The organism is Streptomyces sp. NPDC054842 (assembly GCF_053611025.1).
The window spans coordinates 14,737-41,037 of sequence record NZ_JBSGZN010000065.1; the positions used below are offsets into that span (position 1 = coordinate 14,737).

Annotated in this window: 26 protein-coding genes; 22 read left to right on the plus strand and 4 right to left on the minus strand. The window is 69.6% G+C overall.

Annotation, left to right across the window (positions count from 1 at the left end):
* Positions 1–29: 29 nt before the first annotated feature.
* From ACWGIS_RS33185 to ACWGIS_RS33270, 18 genes are all read left to right on the plus strand, one after another.
* Positions 30–2,456 (plus strand): hypothetical protein, encoded by a 2,427-nt coding sequence (locus ACWGIS_RS33185; protein ID WP_453366210.1) that lies wholly within the window; start codon positions 30–32, stop codon positions 2,454–2,456.
* 198 nt (positions 2,457–2,654) lie between these two features.
* The gene (locus ACWGIS_RS33190; RefSeq protein WP_453366211.1) at positions 2,655–3,893 is read left to right on the plus strand and encodes a hypothetical protein; all 1,239 of its coding nucleotides are present in this window, start codon (positions 2,655–2,657) and stop codon (positions 3,891–3,893) included.
* Positions 3,890–4,279, plus strand: a complete 390-nt coding sequence (locus tag ACWGIS_RS33195; RefSeq protein ID WP_453366212.1) for a hypothetical protein — start codon at positions 3,890–3,892, stop codon at positions 4,277–4,279. The genes ACWGIS_RS33190 and ACWGIS_RS33195 overlap by 4 nt, the downstream gene beginning before the upstream one ends.
* A gap of 135 nt (positions 4,280–4,414) precedes the next feature.
* Positions 4,415–5,266 carry a DUF4097 family beta strand repeat-containing protein gene (locus ACWGIS_RS33200; protein ID WP_453366213.1) on the plus strand — a complete coding sequence of 284 codons (852 nt, stop codon included), beginning with the start codon at positions 4,415–4,417 and terminating at the stop codon, positions 5,264–5,266.
* Positions 5,267–5,388: 122 nt separating this feature from the next.
* Positions 5,389–5,634: a hypothetical protein gene (locus ACWGIS_RS33205; RefSeq protein WP_453366214.1), complete on the plus strand. Its 246-nt coding sequence runs from the start codon at positions 5,389–5,391 to the stop codon at positions 5,632–5,634.
* A gap of 70 nt (positions 5,635–5,704) precedes the next feature.
* Positions 5,705–6,205, plus strand: a complete 501-nt coding sequence (locus ACWGIS_RS33210; RefSeq protein WP_453366215.1) for a hypothetical protein — start codon at positions 5,705–5,707, stop codon at positions 6,203–6,205.
* A 188-nt stretch (positions 6,206–6,393) separates the two neighbouring features.
* Positions 6,394–7,071 (plus strand): DUF6919 domain-containing protein, encoded by a 678-nt coding sequence (locus tag ACWGIS_RS33215; RefSeq protein WP_453366216.1) that lies wholly within the window; start codon positions 6,394–6,396, stop codon positions 7,069–7,071.
* A gap of 14 nt (positions 7,072–7,085) precedes the next feature.
* A complete protein-coding gene (locus ACWGIS_RS33220) occupies positions 7,086–7,433 on the plus strand; it encodes a hypothetical protein (protein ID WP_453366217.1) in 348 nt (115 codons plus the stop codon).
* Positions 7,434–7,866: 433 nt separating this feature from the next.
* Entirely contained in the window at positions 7,867–8,319 is a 453-nt protein-coding gene (locus ACWGIS_RS33225; protein ID WP_453366218.1) for a hypothetical protein, read from the plus strand.
* 57 nt (positions 8,320–8,376) lie between these two features.
* The gene (locus ACWGIS_RS33230; protein WP_453366219.1) at positions 8,377–8,871 is read left to right on the plus strand and encodes a transcriptional regulator; all 495 of its coding nucleotides are present in this window, start codon (positions 8,377–8,379) and stop codon (positions 8,869–8,871) included.
* Positions 8,872–8,882: 11 nt separating this feature from the next.
* Positions 8,883–9,116, plus strand: coding sequence for a hypothetical protein (locus ACWGIS_RS33235; protein ID WP_453366220.1), 234 nt, complete (start codon positions 8,883–8,885; stop codon positions 9,114–9,116).
* 51 nt (positions 9,117–9,167) lie between these two features.
* Complete coding sequence (locus ACWGIS_RS33240; RefSeq protein ID WP_453366221.1) at positions 9,168–9,653, plus strand: hypothetical protein; 486 nt, start codon at positions 9,168–9,170, stop codon at positions 9,651–9,653.
* A 1-nt stretch (position 9,654) separates the two neighbouring features.
* Positions 9,655–10,137 (plus strand): RapZ C-terminal domain-containing protein, encoded by a 483-nt coding sequence (locus ACWGIS_RS33245; protein WP_453366222.1) that lies wholly within the window; start codon positions 9,655–9,657, stop codon positions 10,135–10,137.
* A gap of 95 nt (positions 10,138–10,232) precedes the next feature.
* Positions 10,233–10,835 carry a hypothetical protein gene (locus ACWGIS_RS33250; RefSeq protein WP_453366223.1) on the plus strand — a complete coding sequence of 201 codons (603 nt, stop codon included), beginning with the start codon at positions 10,233–10,235 and terminating at the stop codon, positions 10,833–10,835.
* A 51-nt stretch (positions 10,836–10,886) separates the two neighbouring features.
* The gene (locus ACWGIS_RS33255; RefSeq protein ID WP_453366224.1) at positions 10,887–11,168 is read left to right on the plus strand and encodes a hypothetical protein; all 282 of its coding nucleotides are present in this window, start codon (positions 10,887–10,889) and stop codon (positions 11,166–11,168) included.
* Positions 11,165–11,440, plus strand: coding sequence for a hypothetical protein (locus ACWGIS_RS33260; RefSeq protein WP_453366225.1), 276 nt, complete (start codon positions 11,165–11,167; stop codon positions 11,438–11,440). Before ACWGIS_RS33255 ends, ACWGIS_RS33260 begins: the two co-directional genes overlap by 4 nt.
* Before the next feature lie 608 nt (positions 11,441–12,048).
* The gene (gene mobF, locus ACWGIS_RS33265) at positions 12,049–16,197 is read left to right on the plus strand and encodes a MobF family relaxase (RefSeq protein ID WP_453366226.1); all 4,149 of its coding nucleotides are present in this window, start codon (positions 12,049–12,051) and stop codon (positions 16,195–16,197) included.
* 1,227 nt (positions 16,198–17,424) lie between these two features.
* A complete protein-coding gene (locus tag ACWGIS_RS33270; protein ID WP_453366227.1) occupies positions 17,425–18,276 on the plus strand; it encodes a recombinase family protein in 852 nt (283 codons plus the stop codon).
* Between the two features lie 219 nt (positions 18,277–18,495).
* Here the strand turns inward: ACWGIS_RS33270 and ACWGIS_RS33275 are convergent, their stop codons facing one another.
* Positions 18,496–18,765, minus strand: a complete 270-nt coding sequence (locus ACWGIS_RS33275; RefSeq protein WP_453366228.1) for a hypothetical protein — start codon at positions 18,763–18,765, stop codon at positions 18,496–18,498.
* Between the two features lie 606 nt (positions 18,766–19,371).
* Here ACWGIS_RS33275 and ACWGIS_RS33280 point away from each other — a divergent pair.
* From ACWGIS_RS33280 to ACWGIS_RS33290, 3 genes are all read left to right on the plus strand, one after another.
* Entirely contained in the window at positions 19,372–20,109 is a 738-nt protein-coding gene (locus ACWGIS_RS33280; protein WP_453366229.1) for a hypothetical protein, read from the plus strand.
* A 243-nt stretch (positions 20,110–20,352) separates the two neighbouring features.
* Positions 20,353–20,745 carry a hypothetical protein gene (locus tag ACWGIS_RS33285; protein ID WP_453366230.1) on the plus strand — a complete coding sequence of 131 codons (393 nt, stop codon included), beginning with the start codon at positions 20,353–20,355 and terminating at the stop codon, positions 20,743–20,745.
* 117 nt (positions 20,746–20,862) lie between these two features.
* Positions 20,863–21,039, plus strand: coding sequence for a hypothetical protein (locus ACWGIS_RS33290; protein WP_453366231.1), 177 nt, complete (start codon positions 20,863–20,865; stop codon positions 21,037–21,039).
* Positions 21,040–21,060: 21 nt separating this feature from the next.
* Here ACWGIS_RS33290 and ACWGIS_RS33295 read toward each other — a convergent pair whose 3' ends face one another.
* Both ACWGIS_RS33295 and ACWGIS_RS33300 read right to left on the minus strand, forming a co-directional pair.
* On the minus strand, positions 21,061–21,327 hold the full coding sequence (locus ACWGIS_RS33295; protein WP_453366232.1) for a hypothetical protein: 267 nt from the start codon (positions 21,325–21,327) through the stop codon (positions 21,061–21,063).
* Positions 21,324–21,722, minus strand: coding sequence for a hypothetical protein (locus tag ACWGIS_RS33300; RefSeq protein ID WP_453366233.1), 399 nt, complete (start codon positions 21,720–21,722; stop codon positions 21,324–21,326). Before ACWGIS_RS33300 ends, ACWGIS_RS33295 begins: the two co-directional genes overlap by 4 nt.
* 153 nt (positions 21,723–21,875) lie before the next feature.
* Between ACWGIS_RS33300 and ACWGIS_RS33305 the strand changes: the two genes are divergently transcribed.
* Entirely contained in the window at positions 21,876–24,929 is a 3,054-nt protein-coding gene (locus tag ACWGIS_RS33305; protein WP_453366234.1) for a Tn3 family transposase, read from the plus strand.
* Positions 24,930–24,984: 55 nt separating this feature from the next.
* Here ACWGIS_RS33305 and ACWGIS_RS33310 read toward each other — a convergent pair.
* A partial coding sequence (locus ACWGIS_RS33310; RefSeq protein ID WP_453366235.1) for an MFS transporter occupies positions 24,985–26,301 on the minus strand: 1,317 nt, incomplete at its 5' end.

A 26,301-nucleotide genomic window follows, 5' to 3' on the forward strand; every position in this document is an offset into this window, starting at 1 on the left:
CCCGCTCCTCCCGAAGGAGTACGGACAGCATGACCGAACAGCCGACCACCGCGAACCACGGCGAGGGCGAACTGGCCACCGTGACGTACCTGCCGGGTGCGACCGCCGTCCTCGAACAGCCGCACCCGGGCGCCGGCCCCGACCCCGACGAGTCCGCCCCCGCTTTGGGTGGCGAGAGCGCGAGCACCACGCTCGACCTCACGAAGCCCACCGAGTCGGAGGTCCTGGAGGGCAAGGTCCTCCCGGCCGCGACCTGGGTGCTCGGAGACGACCCCGAGGGCGACAAGCCCTGGATCAACCCGCTGCTCAAGACGAAGGACGGCCGTAAGGCCCGCCGGGTCTACCTGCAGCGCGTCGCCCGCCGCAAGGCCCGCCGTTGGGTGTCGAGGCAGGTCACGCCGCTGGGCATGGTGCCCGCCACGCTGCGAGGCCCGAAGCGGGTCAACCGCTGGGTGCGCGGAATGGAGGGCATGACCGCGGATGCGGCCAAGGCCCGCGCGGAAATGACGGCAGACGAGGCCGCGAAGGCAGCACGCGCAGCGCGCTTCGCCGTGATGCACCGGGATGAGAAGAAGAAGGCGTCGGAGAAGGCACAGCAGGACGCCAGCATGGCCCTGGTCCAGGCGACCGCCGCCGCAGCAACCGCGAAGAAGAAGTTCACCCAGCGGGCCGCCGCCGCCTACCTGCCGCTGGCCGGTGTCGACGTCACCGGGATCATCATGGAAGGCGTGCCGGGCCTGACTGCCGGTCTACTCATCAACGCCGTCGTCTTCGCCCGTGTTGGCAAGACGCCGGACCTCGCCCCGGAGGAGCTGGAGGCCCTGGAGCGGGCCGAGTCGGGCGTGCCCGAGCGCTTCGAGCTGGGCATGACCCCGCGCGCGTTCGAGAACATGCTCCAGCAGGCCCTCACCGAGGACTGCGGCGTCAAGGTCTACGCGCTGCGGGTCAAGCCGCACCCGTGGGGCTTCGAGGTCGAGGTCGTCCTCAACCGCGAGACCCCGGAGAAGCTCAACTCCAGCCTCGCTCTGTTGGAGTCGTGCCTGCCCGGCGTGCGCACCAACTCCATCCTGTTGCAACAGTCCGCCGCCGCCCGCAACGAGTGCACGCTGCGCATCCCCGGCGAGAACCCGTGGCGGGCCGTCCCCGAGCTGCCCTACCGCAAGCCCAACTCGGTGACGACCAACAACATGCACAAGGCGCAGATCGGCGCCGACATGGGCGGACGCTCCCTCGCCCTGCCGCTCAAGCGCACGAACGCGTGCGTCGTCGGAAAGTCCCGTTCGGGTAAGTCGACCGTCCTGCGCGCCATTCTCGACGCGCTTACCAGCACTGACGACCGCATCATCATCGGAATTGACCTCGGCTCCTACGGATCGGGATTCGGCCCGTACCGCAGGGCGATGGACGCCGTCGCCTGCACCACGGCCGACGCCCGCCGCGTTCTGGAATGGGCGCTGGCCGTCGGAATGCGCCGCCCGGCACTGTTCGACCGCTTCGGGATGGGCCTGAACTGGGAATCGAGCCGCGAGCGTCCCGGCATCACCGTCGTCATCGACGAATTCCCGGCCCTGGTCACCGCCTCCAAGCAGGAATACATCCCCGAGCCGGAAGACGAGACGGAAGAGAAGCCGCTGCGCCTCGACGCGCTCGTGCAGCAACTCGCGCTCACCTCCGCGAAGTCGGACGTCACCCTCGTCGTCGCCACCCAGGCGGTCACGAGCGACCGTGTGGGCAAGAATGCCTGGCTCTCCGAGCTGCCCGTGCAGGTCATGTGCGCCTGCGACACCGACGACATCAAGCTCATCGCCGGGGGCGGCGCCATGGCCCAGGGCTGGCGTCCGGACCGGCTGCTGCCCGCCATGGGCAACGCCATCAACGACGCCTCCGTCTGCTACGTCCTGGCGGGCGGCGACTACTGCGAGCCCATCCCCTACCGGGCCTGCATCACCAACGACGACGAGGCCCTGCGCCGTGCCGAGGAGCGCGTGACGGCCGGCCGTCCCGAACTCGACGACGCCAGCGCCCGCTTCGTCGCGATCCGCAACGTCGGCGATCTGGTCCGCGACGACATCTTTGCCCTGGACGACGAGGACCAGGAGGAGGAGCCCGCCGCCCCCGGCCTGGTCCTCATGAAGCAGATCCGGGAGCTCTACCGCAACGCCGAAGTCACCGGCATGACCGCCCCGATGCTGTTCGAGGCGCTCGCCAAGGCCGACCCCGACACCTGGAGCCACGACCGTCTGGTCGTCCCCGGCGAGGACGGAGAGGACGACACCACCCTCACCGAGGACGAGCTCCTGGCCGAAGTCTTCAAGGCCGTCCTGGAGCCGCACGGCCAGTCCTGGCCCAAGGACAAGATCCGGGTGCGAGGCACCAAGGGCACCGTGCGCGGCTACGCACTGCGCGACCTGAAGAAGATCCTCGGCGAGACCGAGGACGAGGCCGCAGAGGGCTGATCCGGCCCCGGAACGCGCCAGGAACACGCAGGTCAGCGGGGCGGAACACCCCCGGAACCGGGCCGGAACACCGGCTCAGACCCGGAACAAGGTTCCGCCCCCGGACCCCCTGTTCCGCCCCTGTTCCGCCCTCCTGACCTGCACGTTCCCCCACCGTTCCGCCCCGTGTTCCGCCCGGAAGATCCAAAGGAGTCCGAAATGCCGATCGAGCCGTGGCAGCCCCTCGCACCGGACAACGGATCACTGTTCCTGGCCTTCGACCGCCGCTTCCGCTACCTCGTCGAGGACCCCGAGGCCAAGCTCCGCACCACCTGGATCCCGACCGTCCTGGCCTGCCCGATCTGCGGTGCCGACACGGGTCTGCGCCTCGGCTACCAGACCGGCGTCGACCCGATGCTGCAGGCCCAGTGCGGGGCAGGCCACATCTGGGCCGAGCCCCGCGTCCCGCTCACCCACTGGGAGGCGTACTGCCGGATCCAGGCCGGACAGCCCGAGGTCGACGCGCTGTGGCTGGTCAATGCCGGATTCGGCGAGGAACCCCCGCCGCCCATCGACTACAAGAAGGAGATCACCGGCGCAGCGAAGTACGTCGCGAAACACGCGAAGAACCGGGCCAAGGCGAAAGTCCGCAGAAAAGTCCGCAAGGCCAAGAAGAACGCGGTCAAGCAGGCGATGCGCCCGGTGGCCGCCGGAATTCGCGCCGCCTGGGCATGGCAGGCCGGAGGCGTCGAGCCGGTCAAGAAGCCCAGCCGCGCCACGGCGAAGAAGACGGTCACGCCGAAGACCCCGCCCGTATCCGCCTACCGCAAGGCGTACGGAATGGAGGCCCCGAAGAAGGGCCCTAAGTGCCTGGTCTGCGAGGACACCGGCCGGATCACCGGATCCGGCATCTCCATCCCGTGCACCGAGTGCAAGGGCCCCGCGGCTGCGGCGACGGCGGCCGCCGAGAAGAAGGCCGCCAAGGTCCGGGAGGGCAAAGGCGCCGGCGCACGCGTCCGCGTCGAGAACCACGGCGTCACCGTCGGCCCCGGCGAGAAGGTCACCGGCCCCGTCCAGGTGACCGGTGGCGGCACTGCGGCCGCCAGGAGAGCGGCGAAGGTCACCGCCTCGATCGCTCAGTCCGCAGCCGCGGGCGGCGCCCGCCGCGTGGTGAACACCGGCGTGCAGAACGTCCAGGGAGGCCAGATCACCGGTGTGGTCCAGGTGGTCGGCGACAAACAGCAGGTCAACGGACAGAGCGGCAAGAGCATCGGCCCCGGCCGCCCGCTCACCGTCAAGGAGTCCGCCGCCGTACGCGACGCCGTCGACGCTGCCACCCGCGCCGCCCGCGCGGCCGGCGGATCCACCTCCGGTGTGCACATCAGCGGCAAGAACAACTCGGTCGTCCAGAACGTCATCACCCCCACTCAGCACAACCGACCCCGGGAGACACCGTGAACAAGCCGCCGTTCTGGAAGCAGGTCCTCTTCGGCCTCGCCCGCAAGGGATGGGCCTACGACACCCACGAGGAGATCACCCAGACCCTCGCCGACGAGACGCACCGCCAGCGCCGGGAGAACCTGCCCGCGCACACGGCCGGCGCCAAGAACATCGACCAGCAGCTCGGCTTCCAGCCCGGCCTGGTCACGGCCCACTCCGAGACCCACGACCAGGCGATCTACCTCGAAGCCCTCGCCGCCCGCGCCCGCGAGCTCGGACAACACACCCTCGCCCACCGCCTCAGCACGGCGGCCAAAGCCACACACGAGGCGAACTGGCAGATCGGCCAGGCCGCCCACGCCACCATCCCCGGCGCTCAGGTCCCGGCCTCTTCACCCTCCTGACCTGCACCGAAGAAAAAAAGCAGACCGACAGTCTGCGAAACGCTGGACACGCAGACTCGGAGTCTGCATCATGGAATTACCGCAAGCGAAAAAGTAAGCGGAAATGACAGCGGGAAACCGCAAAGGGAGTCCACCTTGAGCACCGAGAAGACCTTCACCGCCAGCACCGCCGGCCGCATCTTCGCGGACCTCATCAGCCACATCGGCGCGATCAACGTGTTCGTCGAGCCGACCCGCAAGAACGCCCAGTTCATCATCCGCACCGGCGACAACGAGGGCCCGCTCGCCGACGCGGTGAACGGCACCACGCACCGCGAGTACGACTACAACGGCACGCACGTCCTGGAGGTCCGCGTCCCCCAGGTCGAGGGCGCCAACTTCGGCAGCACCAACGTGGTCCAGATCGGCGGCAGCCGCTTCTCCTTCAGCGGCGGCGTCATCAACACGGGCTCGATGACCGGCGTGACCATCAGCAACGGCGACGTCTGGGTCGGCGGACAGCGCGTCGTCTCCAACGGCCGCGTCGTCGCCGAGCAGGGCTCCGTCGTCGGCAGCGGCAGCACCGGCACCATCACGGTCGACGTCCACGTGCCCTCGCTGTCTTCCTTCCGCCTCGACACCACCAGCGGCGACCTCACGGTCCACGGCGGCGACCTGCAGGCCCTGGAGGTCAAGTCGGTCTCCGGGGACGTCGACGCGACCGCAGCGCACACCCTGCGCGCCACCCTGACCTCCGGCGACCTGAACATCAGCCGGGTCGAGGGCCGCGCCGACCTGAACTCCGTCTCCGGCGACATCGAGATCGGCCTCTACCGGGGCAGCAGCTTCCGGGCGAACGCCGTCTCCGGTGACATCGACGTCCGCGTGCACGAGGAGGCGACCGGCATCTTCGACGTCTCCACGGTCTCCGGCGACGTCACCACGGTCGGCGCCACCCACCTCAACCCCCGCGTCTCCACGTTCTCCGGTAAGCACCGCCGCCGGTGACTTCGCCCCGGGGCGGCCGCCACAGTCGCCAAACCTCACCGGCCGCCCCGGGCCCCTAATCCCGCTCCGAACGGCAGCGGGGGGAGCACCCATAGTCCCTCGAATCCGAGACGGAGCCAGCAATGGCCAAGCCCACCGAAGAAGCCCGCACCGCAGCCAAGGCCCGGATCGCCGATCTGAAGAAGGTCCGCGACCAGGCGCACGAGGACGCCGAGAAGGCGAAGGCCGACGCCGACGAGGCGATGTGGCAGGACATCGCCGCCGAGCTGGACGCGAAGTCCGTGCTGCAGCTCGACGTCGTCGAGGCCACCGGCTTCAGCCGCGACCACGTCCTCAAGCGCACCAAGAAGTACCGCCAGCAGGGCTGATCAGCCCGGCCCCCGGAACCCCCGGCCGGGGGCCGGCCCCGCCCCACGATCCAAAAGAGAGAGGTTGTCCGTGAGCTACGAGAGCGCCCCCGAGACACCGCGCACCGAGGCCACGGTGCAGCCGTACCGCCCCGCCCCGTACGAGGCGACGCCGCTCTACCGGATGCCCGTCGCCCCGCAGTCTGCCGACGTCGAGCTGTACGACGAGCGCGAGCCGGTCGTCTGGGTGCCCGACGCGTACGGACAGATGGTCCCGATGCGCAAGTCTCACGCCCCGGCCCCGATGCAGCCGATGGCGCCGCGCGACCTCACCCCCCAGCCGCTGTTCGACCCCAAGGCCCAGCGCATCGCGGCCGGCGGCGTCCTCGGCGCTGGCCTCGGCTGGGGCGCGGGCCAGGTCGTCAGCGCCGCCACCGGACTCGGCGTCGGCACCACCGCCTTCATCTTCTTCTCCCTGCTGCTGCTCCGGCTGGCCCCGGCCGCCGCGAGCCGCACGACGATCCGCCACACCACGCACGTCACGAACAACAACCGCGGCTTCGGCCGGTCCAACACGACCGTCAACCACTGATCGGAGACCCGTGATGGCGAGCACGAAGGCCCTGAACCCCCCGGTCGGCCAGTGCCGACAGTGCTGGTTCCACGCGTACGCCTCGAAGGAGGCTCACAGGGGCCTCAAGCCCCGTCAGGACTGCCCGGAGTGCGTGTCCCACATGGGCGGACGCTGCCCCGACAGCATGATCGTGAAGGCGGCCTGACATGCGACGTCCCTGGATGAGCCTCGCGGACCGGCGGGCCTGGAGGTCTGCGAAGACCGTCGCCGACCTCGGCGAGCTGATGGCCCAGTGGCTGGAGGGCACCCTCGCCTCCTGGCCCGGCTACCAGCCCAACTACGGGCCCGACGAGGAGACCGCGCACCTGGTCCCCACCCTCGCCGCGCTCAACCGGGCCGGATTCCTCACCGTGGGCTCGCAGCCCGGCGAGTCCGGCACCGGCGCCGACGGCAAGTGGTGGGAGCAGAAGGCCGCCGTCGAGGGCTTCGTCACCGACCGCGCCCTGTACTGGCGCCTCGAACAGTACGCCCGCGTCTTCGGCCTCGACATGAGCGTGCACGACCCGGCGACGCACACCCGCGACGAGGCGATTGTGGTCACCACCCGCGACGGCGAGCCGATGACCTCCTTCGGCGGCGCCCTCGACTTCCGAGACCTGTCCGCCATGTGGCCCGTCATCAGGACGCAGACGTTCGGCGAGGTCGCGGGCGCGATCTACCTGACGATCGCCGCCCACGGGTTCGGGCCCAACGGAGAGCGCCTGTGGTCCCTCCTCGACTGCCTCACCGGCCGGCGCCGCCAGGTCGACGGCAAGCCGCTCGTTTTCCTCCAGGGCGAGGCCGCCGAGATCTTCCACCAGACCCGCACCGCCGAGACCAACTGACCCGGGGAGAGACCATGTTCCGCAAGAACGCGCAGCAGCAGAACAGGCAGCAGCGCCGACACCGTCAGCTCATGGGCATGGCCCACCGTCTCCTGGTCGAGTGCCACAGCGCGCAGGTGCACGCCGACTTCCTCGGTCGTCCTGTGCCGCATGTCGTCGCGGGAGACCTGGTAGCCCTCGCCTTCGGCAGCCAACTGCAGGTCGACCAGGAGGAGGCGCTGCGCTTCCTGGAGGCCGCCCGGGTCGAGGCGGGCCTGAGCCGTCGACTCATCGCGTACCCGAGCGTCGACGAGGACCGGGAGCAGGACGACGACCCGGCCCCGGCCGAACCGCTCGAAGAGGAGCAGCCAGCCCAAGTCTGACCCGGCCCGCTCGCTCAGCCCGCGGCGTGCGCCCCCCGCTTTGGGTGGCATCAAGGAGCCCCGCCGAGCCGCAGCGCTCAGCGGGGCTCAGTACGGTCCCAGGCGCGCGTGAGGTGCGGCAGGCGGCGGAGCGCGCCCGGCGCCGCACGGGAGGCCGCCTGCGGCCGAGCGGGCGGTGACGGTGAACGCGCGCTCCGCACAGGCCCGCACCCGGGGGCGTCGGGCGCGGACGCGCCCGTCCGCTTTACCCCTCCCCCTAAGAGGAGGGGCCGCCGTTCCCAGCCTCGCTACAGAGACGGTTGTGCGGCTCTGACCAGCACAAAAGAAAAAAGGCAGACTCCGAGTCTGCAAAACCCTAGACATGCAGAGTCGCAGTCTGCATCATTGAATTAACGCAAGCGGAAATGCAAGCGTCAAAGCTGGAGGGAACGCAATGTTCGCAGCAATCATCAGCGTGATCGGCACCCTGCTCGGCGCGCTCGTGGTCGGCGGTATGCAGCAGCTGACCACGAAGGCGGCTCGTCGCGAGCGGGCACGCCAGGACCTCATCGAGGCCGCGAACCTGCTCCTGGACGGCGCTACCGACCACCGCAGCCACCAGTACCTCAAGCACGTGGCCCGGCAGCAGGACCGGGAGGACACCCCCGAGGCGCGACAGGAGCGCTACGCGGCCCGCAGCGCCATGACCAAGGGACTGAGCCGGTTCGAGTTCGCCACGCAGTCCTCGACCCTGCTCCGGCTCGCCAGCGAGCTGGTGTCGACCTCCCTCGCGATCGGCGAGGCCGACTCGGCGAACGAGATCGAGATCAACCGGGCCGGGGACCGGGCGCGAGAGGCGCACAAGGCGATGCGACAGGCCATCGCCCGGCACCTCCACGACCGATAAGCGCCAGCGAAAAAGCGTTCGGAAATGCTTGCACCAACAGCCGAAGGAGACCCCGGCATGTCGTCCGCAGCCGTATTCGCCGCCGCATTCATCGCGCTCTACATCGCACACTCAGTCGGAGACCACTGGGTCCAGACCTCCCACCAGGCCGCCCACAAGGGTGAGAACGACAAGACCCCCGGCCAGTCCAGCCGCGCCGGTCGGATCGCCTGCACCCTGCACGTCCTCGGACTGACCATCACCAAGGGCATGGCCCTCGCCGCGGTGGTCCTGGTCCTCGACCTCCCGGTGACCGCTCTCGGCGTGACGGCCGGACTCGGCATCGACGCAGCGAGCCACTGGTGGGCGGACCGGCGCAGCACCCTCGCCTGGCTCGCCAAGGTCACGCGCAAGACCGAGTTCCTCAGCCTCGGCACGCCCGGCCACCCGAAGCACCCGGTCACCGCCGACGGCGAGTACGCGCCGACGCTCGGCACGGGCGCGTACGCCCTGGACCAGTCCTTCCACCACCTGTTTCTCCTGATTGCCGCCCTCCTGATCGCCGCACTCTGAAGGAGCACTCCATGACCAAGCGACTCCTCTGTCTTGTCCTGATCACGCTCGCGCTCACGGTCTCCTGCACCCCGGACTACCCCGCCGGCGCCTCCGGCCGGGTCACCGACCGGTCCCGCGCCTACTTCAAGAGCGGCGGCTGGCGCTACACGCTCACGACGACCGGCGACGCCTTCCGAGTCACCCGCAGCGACTACAAGCACTGCGTGACGGGCTCGCAGTACCCGGACTGCACGGAGAAGTGAGGGACCAGCACGGCAGACAGGACCACCTCCTACGGAAGGAACCACTGGCTCATGAGCAGCATCCCGAAGCTCCCGCAGAAAGAGGAACTGGCCGCCGCCCTGGCCATCGTGAGGATCGGCCTCGACCGGATCCGCGACGTCGCGTGCCGCACCGAGCAGGTCGGTCCGCACGCCGCTGCCCTCCAGACGCTGTACGACCCGGCCCGGCCCGACGCTGGCGTTCTCGCGGCCGTCGCTGACGTCGTCGGCACCATCTCGGTGTCGATGAGCGAGGTCGACCACGACGACATCGAGCGCGTCACCGAGCTGCTGGACGAAGCCCAGGGCTACGTCCAGGACGGCACCGGCGGGCGCATCCGGCACGCCCTCGACCTCTTGGAGCCCCTGCTCCTGGTCTGCGAGGAGTGCATGAAGCGGAGGCCGGACGTGGAGGTCATCCCGGATCCCTTTTCGACCGCGCTCTACCCGGACGAGCCGGACCACCGGCAGATCCCGCTGTGCCCGCCCTGCGCCACCAAGCGGTTCGAGGAGAGCTGACATGACCATCCGGATCATCTCCTTCGGCTACGGCCACGCACCTGCCCCCACCGCCGACCTGGTCTTCGACCTGCGGGCCCTGCTGCGCAACCCGTTCCACAACCCGGAGCTGAAGCACCGCACCGGCCTCGACCAGGAGGTCTACGACCACGTCCGCGACACCCCGGGCGCCGAGCGACTGGCGTTCAACGCGGTCGCCACCGCCCGCGGCCTCGCCGAGGACACCGGCGCCGACGTCACGATGGCGTGGGGCTGCACCGGCGGCCGGCACCGCAGCGTCGGCCTGGCCCGCCTCGCGCACGAGCTGCTGCTCGGCGTCGGCGACGAGACCACCATCGAGCACCGCGACGTCGACCAGGACCTCCTGCCCGCCGGACTCCACAACCGTCCCCGCCACACCGACCCCGAGCCCGAGAGCGGCGACATGCTCCTGGTTGACCTCGACGGCGGCCGGGGCGGCGCCCTCCCTGACGAGGCTCTCTGACCGAATCGGCCAACCCCGTCAGGCCCGCCCGCCAAGATGAACTCGGGGCCGCCACCACGGCGGCCCCGCACCGTTCCAGAGAGGAACCCAGCCCGATGACCGACTGGACCCCCACCACCCTCGTCTCCGTGGACGAGACCGCTGACCGAGAGCGCGCGAGCAACGGCCACAGCCGGTACGGCGCCTACATCGCCGACCGCCCCGCCAAGTTCCACGAGTACGACTCCCCCGGCACCTGCCTCACTGCCGACGAGTTCGCTGCGGCGGCCTGGGAGGTCGCTACGCCCCCGATCCTCATCGGGTACGTGAACCTGCGCCCCGACATCCAGAGCGTGACCACCCACTACACGGACAACAGCGAGCTGCTCATCAAGGTCTCGGTCCCGCTGTGGCACACCGGCCTCGCCGCCGACCGGCGCCCCCGCTACCCCTGGCAGGACTGGACGACCGAGTACGACTACGGAACCCGCGACGACAGGTACCGCGCCGCCTACCAGCCGGACATCAAGGGCGACCGTCCCGCCGTCCTCACCGAGTCGCACATCCTCATCGCCACCACCGGCTGGGACCTGCCCGCGCCGCAGCACACCGAGGGCCGCGCCCTGGTCGAGGAGGCCAAGCACGTCGTGCACGAGATCGTCCGGCGCGTCAACACGGAGGCCGGGCCGATGGTCGCGCAGCTCCTCGGAGACCGGTGACGGCCGGCCGTGGCGAGTAGGACACTCGTACCACCGACCCAAGGAGGGCCAGTGACCGCACAACCCGAACACCACGACGCAGTGCCGCCGATGCGGACGCTCGCCGAGCTGCGCGCCGCATTGCGTGTCTGGGGGATCCCGGGCGACCTCGAAGGCTTCGAGCAGGAGCTGGCTGACGCCGACCTCGACGACCTCACCCGCGTCCGTGAGGTCACCCAGGCGTACCGGCACCGGGTGATGCTGCGATGCGACCCGCAGGCCATGGCGGCGCTCATGCGCAGTACCGAAGACGTCGCCGACGAGCTCCGCCGGAAGATGAGCGAGGCCCGGTGAGCCACGCGTTCTACAGCGACGCGGCCGAGAAGATCCTGCGAGGCGACCTCAGCACCGGTGAGCGAGCCGCCGTGCGATCCGTACGGGCCGCCCTGGAGGACGACCCCACGCCCGACCACGCCCGCGGTCTCCCGGACGCCGATCCTCTCTCCGAGTCCTACGCCATCGACCTGCTCCCGGAGCAGACCGGAGGCCGCGGAATCACCGTCGTCTACCGCTACAGCACGGACCTGGATGCCGCGCTGATCCTTTGGATCATCGCTGGGCCCTGAACCCGCAGAACCTCCGTACAACGAGACCCCCGGCAGGGTTAGTGCCGGGGGTCTCGTCGTGCTCGGAGTGTAGACGCCAGCACCCGGCCGCTGACTATTCCGCAAGCCTTTCCGTCATTCTTCTTGCAAGCAGTATTGCCAGCGATAGGGCCGCCCCCTCCCGGCCCCGGGCATCGTTTCCCCGGTCGGTCCCGAACGTCTTGGGGCTAGGCCCCCACCTGCATTCCTGCGGGCATTGCCGCCAGCGAAATAGCCAGCCAAAGCGCCTGTCGCCTCTCTGGCCTTGATCACCGTTCGTGTCTGCCGCCGGTTCACCGGTGCCCGAAAATCCGGGCGGCCGCAGTCCGTGCCAACCCGATGGAATCCCCGCTCCCCTGCCAGTGAAAACTACTGCAGTGACAGGTGATCTCTCCGGATGATTGAGTGGCAGACCCAAGGTCGTCAGCCCGCTGGCCTCCTACCTGCACCGATCTCCCACCGAATGCGGTTCAAGATCAAAAACAGGAGAAGGACCAACGCGGTTCCCCTGTCGGGGAACCACGGCATAGCCGGGTAAAGGCCGCAAAGCACAAGGCGCGCGGGGCGCGCTCGTACGGGGGAGCACAGCCGTGGCCTGGGTGACCAAAATCGTGGCGGACGAGCAGGTCGAGTACCGGCTCAAGCAGCAGGCCGGGTGCGCCGTGGTGATGGAGGACGGCGCGAGCACGGTCGTCCTCGACGACGGTGAGGACCGCGTTGTCGATTACCGTCTGCGATCCGAGGGCGGCGCAGAACTCGTCTGGATGGGCAGTGGACTGGCCGAACTGGGACTCGTCGAAGGCGCCGTGCTCGACGAGGACGGCAAGGCCGCCGCCCGTCTCATCATGAGCGGCTGCGACCCGCGCACCGGGGCCCGGCTCATCAAGGGGACCACCTCGATCCGCACCCACGAGAAGGCGCAACTAACTGTCGCGCGGGCGGTCGAGGCGATCGTGAAAGCTGCCGAGGAGAAGGGCGTCACGGTCGCCGAACTCTTCGACGGCAAGCCCAAGCAGCTCAAGGTGTTCGGGGCACAGCAGCGCAAGGTCGACCACGACGGGGAACGAGCCCGGCTGCAGGTCGGCACGCTCCACAAGCTGGTGCGCGCGGCCGGCCTCTCCCTCGACGGCATCTACGACGCCGAGGAACTGGTCACCGCATGGGAGCACAAGGACCTCCGCACCGACAGCCGCCAGAGAGGCTGGGACCTCGTCCTCGACCTGCCGAAGTCCGACAGCGTGTTGCAGGGCCTGATGGATTCGCTCAGCGAGCGCGAGTACCGCGACATCGTCCACCAGGCCAAGGCCGACACCTTCCGGCAGATGGAGAAGTGGGTCGGCTACGCGATCGGCAGCCAGGACGGCGAGCCCGTGCGCGTGGCCACCGGCGGCCTGCTTGCCTGGTCCGTCGAACACCAAAGCGCCCGGCCCGTCCGCGCCGGAGAACCCGGCGACCCGCACCTTCACCTCCACATCACCATCGCCAACATGGCGCTCTGCGCGGACGGCAAGTGGCGCTCGATCGGCAACCGCGGCCTCGACCTGTACCGGCACGCCTCTGCACTCGACGGGTACTTCAAGGCCCGCGTGCGCGCCCTGACGTACGAGCGATTCGGCGTACGGCGCGAGCGCAATGAGCGGACCGGCGCGTGGGAGATCACGGGGATTCCCGACCAGGTGCGGGACGGATTCTCGCGGCGCGCGGCGCTCGTCGACGCGAAGACCGGCGCAGACGCCTCGCTCGCCGAGAAGAAGACCGTCAGCGCTCAGACCAAGCGCGACAAGCTCGACGCGGACGCCGCCGAGATGCGCACGAGCTGGCGCACGCGCGCTACCGACATGGTCGGCGACGTCGACGCGATGGTCGCCGAGGCCGCGCCCGGACCCCCCGGCCCGGACGGCGGCGCGGGTCTCGACGGGCCCGGTAGCGGCCCCCGTATCCCGCCGCCGAGCGACATCGCGGCCGTCGTGTTCGACCCCAGGACCGGTCTCACCGCCAACGACAAGCTGTTCACGCGCGCGCAGCTCCTGGCGGCTGTCGCCAACAGCCTGGAGTACGGCCTCGACGGCGAGCCGGACCGCCTGGAGAAGCTGTGCGACGAGGTTCTCAAGGTCGAGGGCTACGCGGTGTACGTGCCACCGGTCGGCTCCACGCTGATGTCATCGAACAGCCGCTACACGACCCAGGACATCCTCGACGCCGAGGCCCTGGTCATGCAGGAGTCCGTCGACCGGCTCGCCTCCCGCTCGGTGCAGCTCGCCGCGCACCAGGCGCAGGCCGCGCTCAGCGTCTTCGAGGTGGCGGCCGGGTTCGAGCTGTCCGCCGAGCAGCGCGCGGCCGTGACCCGGATCCTCACCGAAGGACACGGCATCGACGTCCTGGTCGGCGTCGCCGGGGCGGGCAAGTCGACGCTGATGGAGGCGTGCCGGATCGCTTGGGACGCCACCGGCACCACGTACGCCGGCGCGACGCTCGCCGCGGCCGCCGCGAAGAACCTCACCGACGCGTCCGGTATCGAGGCGCGCACCGTGGCTGCCTGGCTGAAGCAGATCGAGGACGGCGACGGGCTGCGCGGCATCGACGTCCTGGTCGTCGACGAGGGCGCGATGGTCGACGACCGCGCGGCTGCCGTGCTGATGACCGAGGCCGCGCGCACCGGCACGAAGGTGGTGGCCATCGGCGACCATCTGCAGCTGCAGGCCGTGGGGCCCGGCGGCTGGTTCCGCGAGGCCCACAAGCTCGTCGACGGCCTCACCCTCACCGAGAACCGCCGCCAGGAGGACGCCGCCGAACGTGCCGCGCTGGAGGTCTGGCGCACCGGGGACCACGAGCGCGCGCTGCAGATGCTCGCCGACGGCGGGCGGGTGCACGCCGCCGAGACCGCCGACGAGGCGCGCTCCCAGATCCTCATGGCGTGGGACGAACTACGGGCGCAGGAATGGACCGACCCGCACGACCTGATCGCGAACATAGTCGTCCTCGCCGCGAAGAACTCGGACGTGAACGCCCTGAATCTCGGCGCCCAGCAGATCCGCCGGGTAGCCGGCGAACTCGGCGACGAGCACACATACGCGCTTGCGGGCGGCGACACCCTCACGCTCGCCGTCGGCGACATAGTTCGGGTCCGCGAGAACGACTACCGAAGCCGCCGCGGCGAGGGCCCGGACATGCTCAACGGGTACCGGGCCGTCATTACCGCGATGCGCCCGGATCACAGCGTCGAGATCACCTGGAGGGTCAAGGACGTCGGCACCACCGACGGCTTCCGCTACGAGTCGGGCTGGGTGAAGGCCGACAAGGTCGCCAGCGGCGCCCTGTCCCTGGGCTACGCCATGACCGTTGCGGCGAGCCAGGGCCTGACGACCAACACGAGCCTGATGTACGGCCACGGCGCGAACGCCTTCGCCGTGTATCCGGGGATCACCAGAGCCCGGAAGCAGAACCACCTTTGGTTGCCACTGGCGGTCCTCGAGGACGAGGAGACCCGGGTCCGGCTCGGCAACGCGCGCAGCGAGAAAGAACTCCTGGAACGTTCGATCGCCTCGTTCGCGCAGTTCCTGCGTCAGTCGCGTCCGGACAGCATGGTCTCCGACCTGCTGCCCGAGCCGCCCGAGCCCGCGCCGCTGCCCAAGCAGCGCGACCTGGCCGCCGAGGAAGCGCGGGCGGACGCGGACCGCAGGCTGCGGCAGTCGAGGATGGCGGCGGCCGCGCGGGCCAAGTCGACGACGATCCGCCGCCCCTCCCCCGCCGATCAGACGCAGAGCGAGGCCCTGCGTGAGGAAGAACCGCAGCTCTCCGAGAAGCACCTCCAGAAACTGCGGCAGATGCGCGAGGAGCGTGAGGTCGAGCCCTGGACGTCGCGGATGTACGGGATGGTCAGCGACGCCGAACTGGACCGGACGATCGAGCGGAACCTGCGCTACGCCACGGCCCAGGACGAGGTCGCCGACGCGACCGAAGCCCGGCTCAACGAACTCGTCGAGCGGATCGCCAAGGCCGAGGGCGCGGGCACCACGCTGGGCAGGCAGTGGGCTGCAGAGGCCGCCGGCCTCTTGGACCAGGCGGAGAGGATGCTCGCCACTGTGCACACCGAAATGGACACCGCCGCCATCCAGAAGCGGACCGCCGAGCAGCGCACCGAGTGGCTCGCCGAGATCCGCAAGAGCGACCAGAAGTCCACCGTGGGGCTATGGATGTCGGGCAACACCCGCAAGAGCCAGAAGAAGCTCACCGACCAGCTCACGGCCCAGCGGGCCGCAGCCTGGCAGGAACAGAGCCGGGCCAGCGTGGCGGCCCGCGAGACCCTCAAGGAGGCGTGGGAGCTGCTGAGCAAGAGCCGGTTCGCCGACACCCTCAAGGCCAACAAGCCGGTGCCCGCCGACATCGAGGCGGTCTCCAAGGAGTTCAAGGAGATGCGCAAGCTCGCCGAGGCGCACGGGCACAGCATCGACGTCCGTAACAGCCAGCGGATCGGACCTCTCCAGGAAGGCGTTGCCAACCAAAGGCGGGACGCCGAGTCGTTCCGCCGGAGCGTCGCCGACGCCAGGACCGAGAAGCAGCAGCGCCAGGTGATCGCCGAGAAATTCCCCCAGTTGCACAGGCAGGAGAGTGCCGCCCGCGCCAAGCACCTCCAGGAACAGCAAGCCAGGGCAGCCGAACGAGCCCGCAACAGCGCGGCCAACGCCCCCCGCTACGAGCCGCCCACGCCGTCGAGGAGAGGCCCGCGCCAGGGCAGATAGCGTCAGTCAATCCGCCTGCGGAAATGCTGGCGTTTCCGCAGGCGGAGCGAGGTCGCATCTGGATCTCGCCCTGGGTCCCGCTCCGAGTCTCATCCTGAGTCGCGCCCCGGGTCGCGCAGTCCTCCGTCGCCGAAGACCGCGCTGCATGGCGCTGACCTGGTGGACAAGGGGGCCGCGAAGGAGCTCCCGAAGCGCCGACTACTTCCCTGAGCCGTTGTCTGCGCGGCGACCCGGCCCGGACTGCCCTTCCACCGGCGGCCCGTACGGCTGTTTGCCCGCCTGCGGGCCTCTGGGGGCGACCGAGACACCTGGAGGGTGACGTCGAGGCGTCACAGGGCCGTTTCTGGGTCGTTCGGGTGACGCCTGGCCGTCACGGTCGCCAGCTCCTCCCGCGCGGCTTCACGTGCCCGCCAGGCGCGGGTGCGGCACCTCCCCGAGCAGTACGCCGCATCGGCTCGCCGACGGATGCCCGGCAACAGGAGCTTCCCGCAGTGCACGCAGAAGTAGGGCGCCGAGTCGAGCAGGTTCCCCGCGTCCCGGAGGCGGTAGGCGTACATCGCCGTGCCGAAGATCTGCCGGGCCTTGCAGCGGTCCCGGTACGCCGACGCCTTACACGCGCCGCCGCAGTACCGTCGCCGCGGCGAGCCGTTCCTCGGGAGCGGCTTGCCGCACACGACACAGTGACGGTGACGCCAGCGCCGGGCCATGCCGTCAGCGTCCACCCCGGCCGCGCAACCGTGAAGTGCTTCCTGGGGGCGCTCGGGGGTGAAGGCGGCCCGCAGGATCGCTCTCTCAGAACTTCGATCACCCTCGTCGGTGTCCGCTGCGGACCTGCGTTTGGACTCCGTACGATGCTCCCGTGACAGCGCACCGCCGCACTCTCGGCACCGGTCCTGCAGCACCCATCCAAGCCGCGCAGGCGGACTTGGAGCTGTTGCCTGCGGTGAACCTGCCGGACGTCGAGGATCTTCGCGCACGCGGTGTTCTTGGCAGCCAGCGCCCGGCGCTCCCGGCGGCACGGCGCGTTCTCAGCACAGGCGCCCTCTCCCAGGAGTAGCGCGAGGGGTAGCCCAGCTCTGGGCCGCTCCAGGCGAAGCCGATCCGCTCTGCCAAAAACGGCTACTTATGGCAGAGCGGGACCGGTGCCTCCGGAGTCCAGGAACTTCCGTGCCATAACTGCGTGCCAAAACTTCGACTTCTGGCAGATAGTTATGGCAAGCTTCGATCATGCCCATCGACGAGACTCCGCAGTACCTCCTCGCCGAGTCGGTGCCCTGCCCCATGTGCAAGGCCCCGTCCGGCTCTCCCTGCCGTACGCAGCGCGGGAAAGTCGCCACGACGTACCACACCGGGCGCTTCTCCAAGGTGCCCAAGCTCTCCCGCGAGTTGGCCGTGAAGGTGCCGAAGCTGCGCGAGCCCGGATCGGTCTGGCAACAGCTCGCTCCCCCGCCGGCCCCGGCATCCGGCGGCGTCATGGCGGAGATCCTGATCGGCTACGCCCGCGTGTCCACCCGGGGCCAGGAGCTGGCCTCACAGCTCGAAGCCCTGGAGGCCGCAGGCTGCAACCGCATCTTCCACGAAAAGATCAGCACCCGGATCAAAGTGCGGCCCGAGCTGGAGGCAGCGCTCGCACTGGCCCGCGAGTTCCGCGCCTCCCAGGTACGCGTCTCGATCGTGGTGCACGAACTGAAACGTCTGGGCCGCGGATCCGCCGAGCTCGCGCTCACCGCCGAGCAGCTGCGCGCCGAGGACATCGGGCTGAAGATCCTGACCGGTCTCGGCTCCAACACGGACTCGGCGATCGTGTTCGCCATCGCGGCCGCCATGGCGGAGTCGGAACGCGACTACATCCGCGACCGCACCCTCGAAGGCCAGGAGAGCGCCCGCAAAGTCGGCCGCCACGGCGGACGCCCATCGGTCACCGACGACGACATGGCCGCGTACGCGAAGCTCCTGTACGACCAGGAGGTGCCCGTCCCGGAGATCGCACAGCGCCTGACGATCTCCAAGGGGAAGAACGCGGGGAAGCGGCCCTCGGTGCGGACCGTGTACCGGCTCCTCGGCGAGGCGGCGCAATGACAGTACGCGCGCGGACCCGAGGCACCGGTTGAGCTCTCCCCGAGCGAAGACCCGACTGCCCCGCCGGCACTCGGGTCTTCCCACGCCCACAGCGGCAATCAAGGTCTCTGATCTCCCTTCGCGCGCGCCCGCGTAGAGGCCGCTCAAAACGCTCGAAACTCATTCACCGGCGTCTCGCACGCGCGCACGCGATGAGGCGGTCCAGAAAGTCCAGAAACCTCAGCCGCAGTCGTTCTCCACCTCCGCAGCATCACGCTGCCCAGGTGCAGGACCGGACTTCAGACGGCGTCGACGCGCAGGGAAGGGACGCCCCCGCATGTACTTGGTTTCTGCGTCCCCCACCGCCTTCATCACCGCCTCGGCGCAGAACGACGACAGGCTGTAGGGAGCGTCAGCGTCATCACCTCGCACCTGCAACCAGACGACCGCGTTCCGCACCCGGCTCAGATCTTCAGGCTCGATGTACGCCGGGAGCTTCTCCTTGGCCACGCATCACCCTCCTCGATTGGCTCGACGGCTCAACCCCACCGGCGGTCGGGCCGTAACTGGAGGCGGGTGAGTCCCACGCTCATAGGCAATTGGGTCTAACTCCGTTCGAGGATCTGCTCGTACAGCGCAGCTCCGCGCCCATGTTCCGTGAGACGGCTTGCCCCTCGCTGACCTGCGAAGAGGTACATCCGTGGAACTGATGAGACCGTCCTACGCGCGCGCGGGTCTCTCAGTACCTATTTGGCCCCGGAGTCCTATCTCAGACACCAGGGAGCAAGGCTCTCCGGGGCTCCAGCCGTTCTATACCGGGTGTTCAGCAAGACTGCGGATGACGTACTCGGCGACGGGCTCCGCCTCGTCGAAGTGCACGGGGCGGCTCCCTTCGGACTGCCCGCCCCCGGACCCAGTCGGCTGCACTACACTGCGAGACGCCTCGCTCCACGGACGAGGCGGGCCCGGACCATGGCCCGGACGACGCACGCCCCATGAGCGCCCGTCACATTCCACAGGTGCATCGCGCGCCACGTCTCTTGCCTCTGCACCACACACGCTGACGCCTGCCTACTGCGCGGCGAGTCATGGGATCGCACGCCAGAAGGGTCGGCCGTGCCGCACCACCACGGATACAAGACGGATCTTGCCAAGCTCCGCGAGCGCACCGGGATCAAGCGGAGCACGGCCGTCGCCGTGCTCGCCATCGAGGACCCCGCCGTCCGCCGCGACATCATCGAGGCCCTGGCCCACGTCGAGCGCCTGATGACCGTGGCCGATGCCCGCACCTTCCTGGACCGCGCACAGCGGCCCGGCGTCGCCGCCCTGCGCATGATCCGCACGGCCGCCCTGGACGCAGCGGTACGCCATGCAGCGGGAAGCCCCGGTCTGCCGCCGGTCAACCGGGCCGCGGTCCATGAACTGCGGGACCTGCTGACCTACTGGTCCAGGACGGGCACGTTCTACACGCACGCCTGCCTGCTCACCTACTGGCTTGCCGTCGAGCTGTGCACCTATCAGGACCAGCTCCTTGGCGGCCGAGAGGCGCTGGCCGCGTGGCTGACCGCCTTCGGCGAGCAGGTCGAGCATTACGAGATCTCGGCCGGGTCCGTCGCGCTCGACATGATGTTCGCGGTCGCCGCGGACCTGCCCCGCGAGGAACGCCTCACCGAGATCGCCGCGTCGTTTCGCGGCCACCTGCGCCCAGGACACGTTGTGCACGACGCCGTCGGACTGGCGCTGACCTTGCAGGTGTGGGCCGGGGCGCAGCTGGCCGCGCTCATGCAGGACGAGACCGACCGCATCGCGGCGTACATCGCCGCCCGAGAGCCTTCAGCGCGGCAACCGGCATAGGGCCGAGAGCCGTTCGGCCGACGCCGCGAGACCCGGCCGCCCATGCGGGTGCGGCGTCCGAAGTAGGGCGTGTTCCTCAACCCCCTGGCCGCCGCCCCGCAGGTCGGCATACGGCGGTCGGGGCGTCACGCCCGATTCGCCCTAGCTACCGGTCGGTTACTTGTTCCCTGGTGCCCGAGCTGGGATTCCGGGGCCTATTTGCGATGCTCCGTAGGGATCGTGGAGTTGGGGTAGGGCTCGGGCATGTGGCCGGACGAGGGCGAACCGTCGTCAGATATCTGTGCTCAGTGCGGTGTGCCGCTTGGCCCTAACGAGGGCCGTATCGTCGGCGTACCGGACTCCTCATTCGTCAGCCCGCTGACTCCCCAACTCGACGGGAAGCGGATCCTCTTGGTGTGCTCCGCAGAGCACGGGCAGCTCATGTATGAGGAGTACCAGCGCCGTCCGTTCATCGAGGAACAGCTGTGGGAAATCCGGCTCACCCAGGGGATGCGCACGATCGACCTGCGCCAGTGGCCGGACGGCGTGACGGCGGAGGCCCTGGCCCAGGCATCCGGCCTGACGCCCGAGCAGGTCGAGCGGGCCGTGATGTGGCGGGCCAAAATGCGGCAGACGTTCCGGCCTGACGACGGGTGATCGATCTAGGCGAGGAGCCGTGGCGTTCAGGAGCAAGCTCCTCTGAACGTTCGCTAAGCCCTCCCGGCTGCCCCAAGGCCAGGACGATAGCAAGCCGGCCAGGTCAGGGTGCGCGTCATGACATACAAGATGTCCGCTTCCCCGTCGTCCCCCGCTGATGTCGAGCCACCGAGCCCGGCCGCATCGTTTGCCGCGCTGGTCGAGGAGTGGGTTCGGTGGGCCGAGGCGTACGGCGCCGAGTTGGAGAAGGAGCTTCAGGACGCACAGAAGCGCCAGCATTCCGGCTTGCGGTAATGCTGGCGCCTCCGCTTGCTGCTATCGAGGCAAGGCCCTACGTCGGCGGGGCTGAGGGCTGCGATCGGTGCGCTCGATGGTCACCTCCTGGTCCTGCTCGGTCGACGCATCCCGGGGTTCGAGGAGCAGGACCTCCATGTAGACCCGGGTGCCGGGGCCGCGCCGGTTGGGCACCACGGAGACGTTGCCGACGACGACCTCGTTCGACGCCTCCAGTGCTCGCTGCACCGCGTTGGCCGTGCGCTGAGCCTTGCCCGGGTCGGAGTCCATGAGTCGGATCTGGCTCATACCGTGACCATCCCTTCAGCGGCCGCGCGGACGCGGGGGTCGCTGAGGTCCGGATCCCCTTTCTGATCTGCCACCCAAAGCGCGCCGGGCCAGATGGGGCTGCTGCCGTCGGCGATCTGCTGCACGAGGATGGTGAGGTGGCGGCCGTCGTGGTCGGCGGCCGCAGTCCGGGGCCAGGGCAGTTCGATGCCCGCACGCCAGGGCATCGACGGGTAGTACGAGCTCGGGTGGTCGGTCCAGGCGAACCACTCGCGCCAGACCTTCGCCGCGGTGCCGCCGCCCCACACCCACGGATGGGCCTCGGTCGTCCCGGAAGGGATGACGCGCCTCTCGCCGGTGTCGAGGAGGCGGCTGGCGTAGCGGTGTCCCTCGTCGCGGTCGCTCTCGGTCAGCACCCTCCGGTCGGCGAGGAGCGCATCGGGGGCTGAGGAACATCGGAACGAAAACCGGCGCTAAGCCCGTCCGGCCTCTGCGAGGGCTTTGACCTGGGCTTCTGTGGTGGCTGAACCTTCGGCAGTCGTGTTGATCGACTGTTCTGGAGGTCCGGGGTGCCGGTGGAGTTTTTGACGGATGAGCAGGCTGCCGCGTACGCGGCGTATCGCGGGGCGCCGTCCCGTACGGAGTTGGAGCGGTTCTTCTTCCTGGATGACGCGGATCGGGAGCTGATCGAGTCCAAGAGGCGGGCTCACAACCGCCTGGGGTTCGCGGCTCAGCTCACGACCGCCCGGTATCTGGGGGTGTTCCTAGATGATCCGGCGGACGTGCCGCCGGAGGTGGCGGACTACCTGGCCGAGCAACTGAACATCGGTGATCCGTCGGTGCTCAAGGAGTACGGCGAGCGGGAGAACACCCGGTTGGAGCACGTGCGTGAGCTGCGGCGGGTGCTGGAGTACCGGGAGTTCGCCGAGGCGGAGGGCGAGCTGCGGGAGTGGGTGGACGCGCGGGCCTGGACGACGGGCGAGGGGCCGAAGGCGTTGTTCGACGCGGCGGCCGGGTTTCTGCGCGAGCGGCGGGTGCTGCTGCCGGGGGTGACGACGCTGACGAGGCTGGTGGCCTCGGTGCGGGAGGCGGCGAACCAGCGGCTGTGGGACACCCTGCACGGGATGCTCGGCGTGGGGCAGCGGGCGGTGCTGGACTCGCTGCTGACGGTGCCGCCGGGTGAGCGGGTCTCGGAGCTGGACCGGCTGCGCCGGGGACCAGTACGGGTCTCGGGCCCGCAGATGAAGCGGGCTCTGGAGCGGGCGGAGGAGATCGCCGCGCTCGGGATGGGCGCCCTGGATGTGTCGGGGATACCGCCGCGGCGCTTGGCGGAGCTGTCCCGGTACGGGGTGGACGGCAAGGCGTCGCTGCTGCGCCGGCACTCCGACGCCCGCCGGTTGGCGACACTGCTGGCCACCACGGTCTACCTCACCTCACGGGCGGTGGACGACGCGCTGGACCTGCTGGAGGTCCTGATCGCCACGAAGTTGCTGGCGAAGGCGGAGCGGGAGAGCGCGAAGGAGAAGCTGAAGACCCTGCCCCGAGTGGAGCGGGCGTCGGCGAAGCTGGCGACCGCGTTCCAAGTCGTGTTCGACACCACCTCCGAGCAGGTCGACACCGACACCGGGGAGTTCGCCCCACCGAAGGTGGAGAGCCTGGAGGCGATGTGGGCGGCGATCGAGCAGGTGGTGCCCCGCCACGAGCTGGCTGCGGCGATCGCCGCGCTGTTCGAGCTGACCCCGCCGCTGGACTCGGACGCGGACGAGGCATGGCGAGCCATGCTGGTGAACCGGTTCGGAACCGTCCGGCCGTTCCTGCGGCTGCTGGTCACCGTGGTGGACTTTGATGCCACCCCGGAGGGCGAGGCCGTGCTGGCCGCGCTGTTGTCGCTGCCGGAGCTCATGGGCCGCAAGAAGGTCGGCCCGGCCGAGATCGACACCAGCCTGCTGACGGGGTCATGGCGGCGCCTGGTGCTGTCCGCGTCGCATCTGGAGCCGGGCACGGTGGACTGGAAGGCGTACACGTTCTGCGTACTGGAGCAGTTGCACCGGATGCTGCGCAGCAAGCAGGTCTTCGCGAAGAACTCCTCCAAGTGGGGCGACCCGCGGGCGAAGCTACTGGCCGGGCAGGCGTGGCAGCAGGCCCGGCCGACCGTGTTGGCGTCGCTCAACCTACCCGGTGAGGCGGGCGGGCACCTTCGGGCGCGGGCGGCGCTGCTGGACGGCACCTACCGGGAGGTGGCCGCCCGGGTCCCGGACAACGCGCAGATCGTCTTCGACGACGATGGCCGGCTGCACTTCGCCGCCCTGGAGCCGGAGCCCGAACCGGCCTCCCTGCTGGACCTGCGGGCCGCGGTGAACGCGATGCTGCCGCGCGTGGACCTGCCCGAGGTGCTGCTGGAGGTGTTCTCCTGGACCGGCGCTGATCAGGCGTTCACCTCGGTCACCGGCGGCGAGGCCCGCCTGAAGGATCTGCACGTCACCATCGCGGCCCTGCTGGTCGCCCACGGCTGCAATGTCGGCTACACCCCGGTCATGGGCGGCGCGGACCCGCTGAAGTACGGGCGGCTGTCCCATGTCGACCAGACGTACCTGCGGCTGGCAACGTACCGGGCCGCGAACGCGACCCTCATTGAGCACCAGGCGTCCATCCCGCTCGCCCAGACGTGGGGCGGGGGCCTGGTCGCCTCGGTGGACGGGATGCGGTTCGTCGTCCCCGTGCCGTCGGTGTACGCGCGGCCGAACCCGAAGTACTTCGGGCGCCGGGGCGGCGCGACCTGGCTCAACATGATCAACGACCAGGCCGCCGGGCTCGGCGGGAAGGTCGTGGCCGGCACCCCGCGCGACTCCCTGTATGTGCTCGACGTCCTCTACGACCGCGATGGCGGCCGCCGTCCGGAGATGATCGTCACCGACACCGCGAGCTACAGCGACATCGTCTTCGGCCTGCTCACCCTGGCTGGGTTCGCCTACGCCCCGCAGCTCGCGGACCTGCCCGATCAGAAGATGTGGCGTGTCGATCGTACGGCCGACTACGGCGCGTTCCAGGACGCGGCCCGCGGTCGGGTCGACCTCGCCCGCATCGAGCGGCACTGGGAGGACATCCTGCGGATCATCGGCTCCATCCACACCGGCGCCGTCCGCGCCTACGACGTCATCCGGATGCTGTCCCGGGACGGGCGGCCCACCCCGCTCGGTGACGCGATCGCGCACTACGGGCGGATCGCGAAGTCCCTGCACATCCTGCGCCTGGCCGACGAGCCCGGCTACCGGCGGCAGATCAAGGTGCAGGCCAACCTCCAGGAAGGCCGCCACGCATTGGCCCGGAAGATCTTCCACGGCCGGGCCGGGCAGCTCTACCAGCGCTACCAGGAAGGTATGGAGGACCAGATCGGCGCCCTGGGCCTGGTCCTGAACGCGCTCGTGCTGTTCAACACCCGCTACATGGACGCCGCCGTGAACCAGCTGCGCGCGGACGGCTTCGAGGCCCGCGACGAGGACGTGGCCCGGCTCTCCCCGTTCGTGCGCCACCACATCAACGTGCTGGGCCGGTACTCCTTCCAGCTCCCCGACCTGCCCGGCGGAATGCGGCCCCTCCGTGCCCCGGACGCTGTCGACGGGTAGCGAGACGCGGCGGGCGCGTCTGGCCGCGCCCGCCGCTCGCACCGTCCTGGGAACTCTATGCGTTGGCCGCCTGGACGCGGACGGCTCGGGCGCGGACCACGAAGGGCCGGGAGAAGACGGTGATGGCGATGGAGACGGCGGCCACAAAGGTGATGGCCGTGCCAGCAGTGAAGTGCTGGGCAATGCCGCCAGCGATCGCGGCTCCGATACCTTGCCACGTCATCCGGCCGGCGGACTCAACTCCCTGGACCTGGCCACGGACCGGATCAGGGGTCAACTCCAGAAGCTGCTCCTGGAGCGGCAGGGTGGCAGCGAAGCCGGCACTGGCGATGAACACCGCGGCTGTCGCCACCAGCACGGGCGGGTGGACGGCGAACAGCAGGTAGGGGGCGGCGAGCAGCAGTCGCAGGGCGAATGCGTAGCGGCGCCGCAGCTCGGCGGTGAACAGCCGCCCGACCGCAAGGTCACCGAGGAGCATGCCTGCCGATCCGGCGGCCAGGAAGACGCCGGCGTGATGGGGGGCGTAGGAGATGAACAGGGCCTCGCAGCCAACGATCAGGCCATTGGGGACCCACAGATTCAGCAGAAGCGCGCGTTGGCCGGAGTGGGAGAAAAGCTCGATGTTCGTCGTCCAGGTCTGGAGCAGTCCAGGGCGCCGGGTCAGACGGATCGAGCGTTCCCGGACCGTCACCGCCACAATGATCAATCCACCGCCGGTCAGGGCCGTCGCGACGGCGAAGACCTCCTGCGGGCTCAGGTACCGCAGCAGCACGGCGCCGATGGCGTAGCCGAGGATGGCCATGCCTCCCGAGGTGATGTTCATCAGCGAACGTGCCAGTGCATAGGCGGAGGTCGGCACTACCTCGGCGAGCAGCCCCATCCGTGTGCCCGTTCCCAGGGACTGGAAGAACCCCAGTACAAGGAGCAGACCGAACCGGGCGGCCAGCGGCAGCCCTGGAACCGCCTGTGCGGCAACACCTACGAGCGAGACGCACTGGAGCGCGACAAGGGTCCGGCGAGGACGGCTTCCGTCCGCGACCGACATCAGCGTCAGCGCACCGAGTACCGTCGCGAAGGTGGCGCCGTACATGCTCACAGCGGTCAGGAACGGGGACTTGGTCTGCTGGTTGACCAGCGTGCCGAGCGCGAAGCCCGACAAGGTGCTCGCGGCGACCGTCAATGTGAAGCTGGCGTACAGGCCGACGAATTCACGGTTGCGGAGCAGGTCACGGTAGGTGGTTGGAGGTGTGCCGGAGGCAGATGTGTCAGAAGGCATGAAAAAAGCCTTCGCGCGCACCCAACCAGGGTCGCCGAAGGCCGACTCGTGGATTATAGCAAGTGCCCCAGTCCCACCACGACCCGCATCGGACGG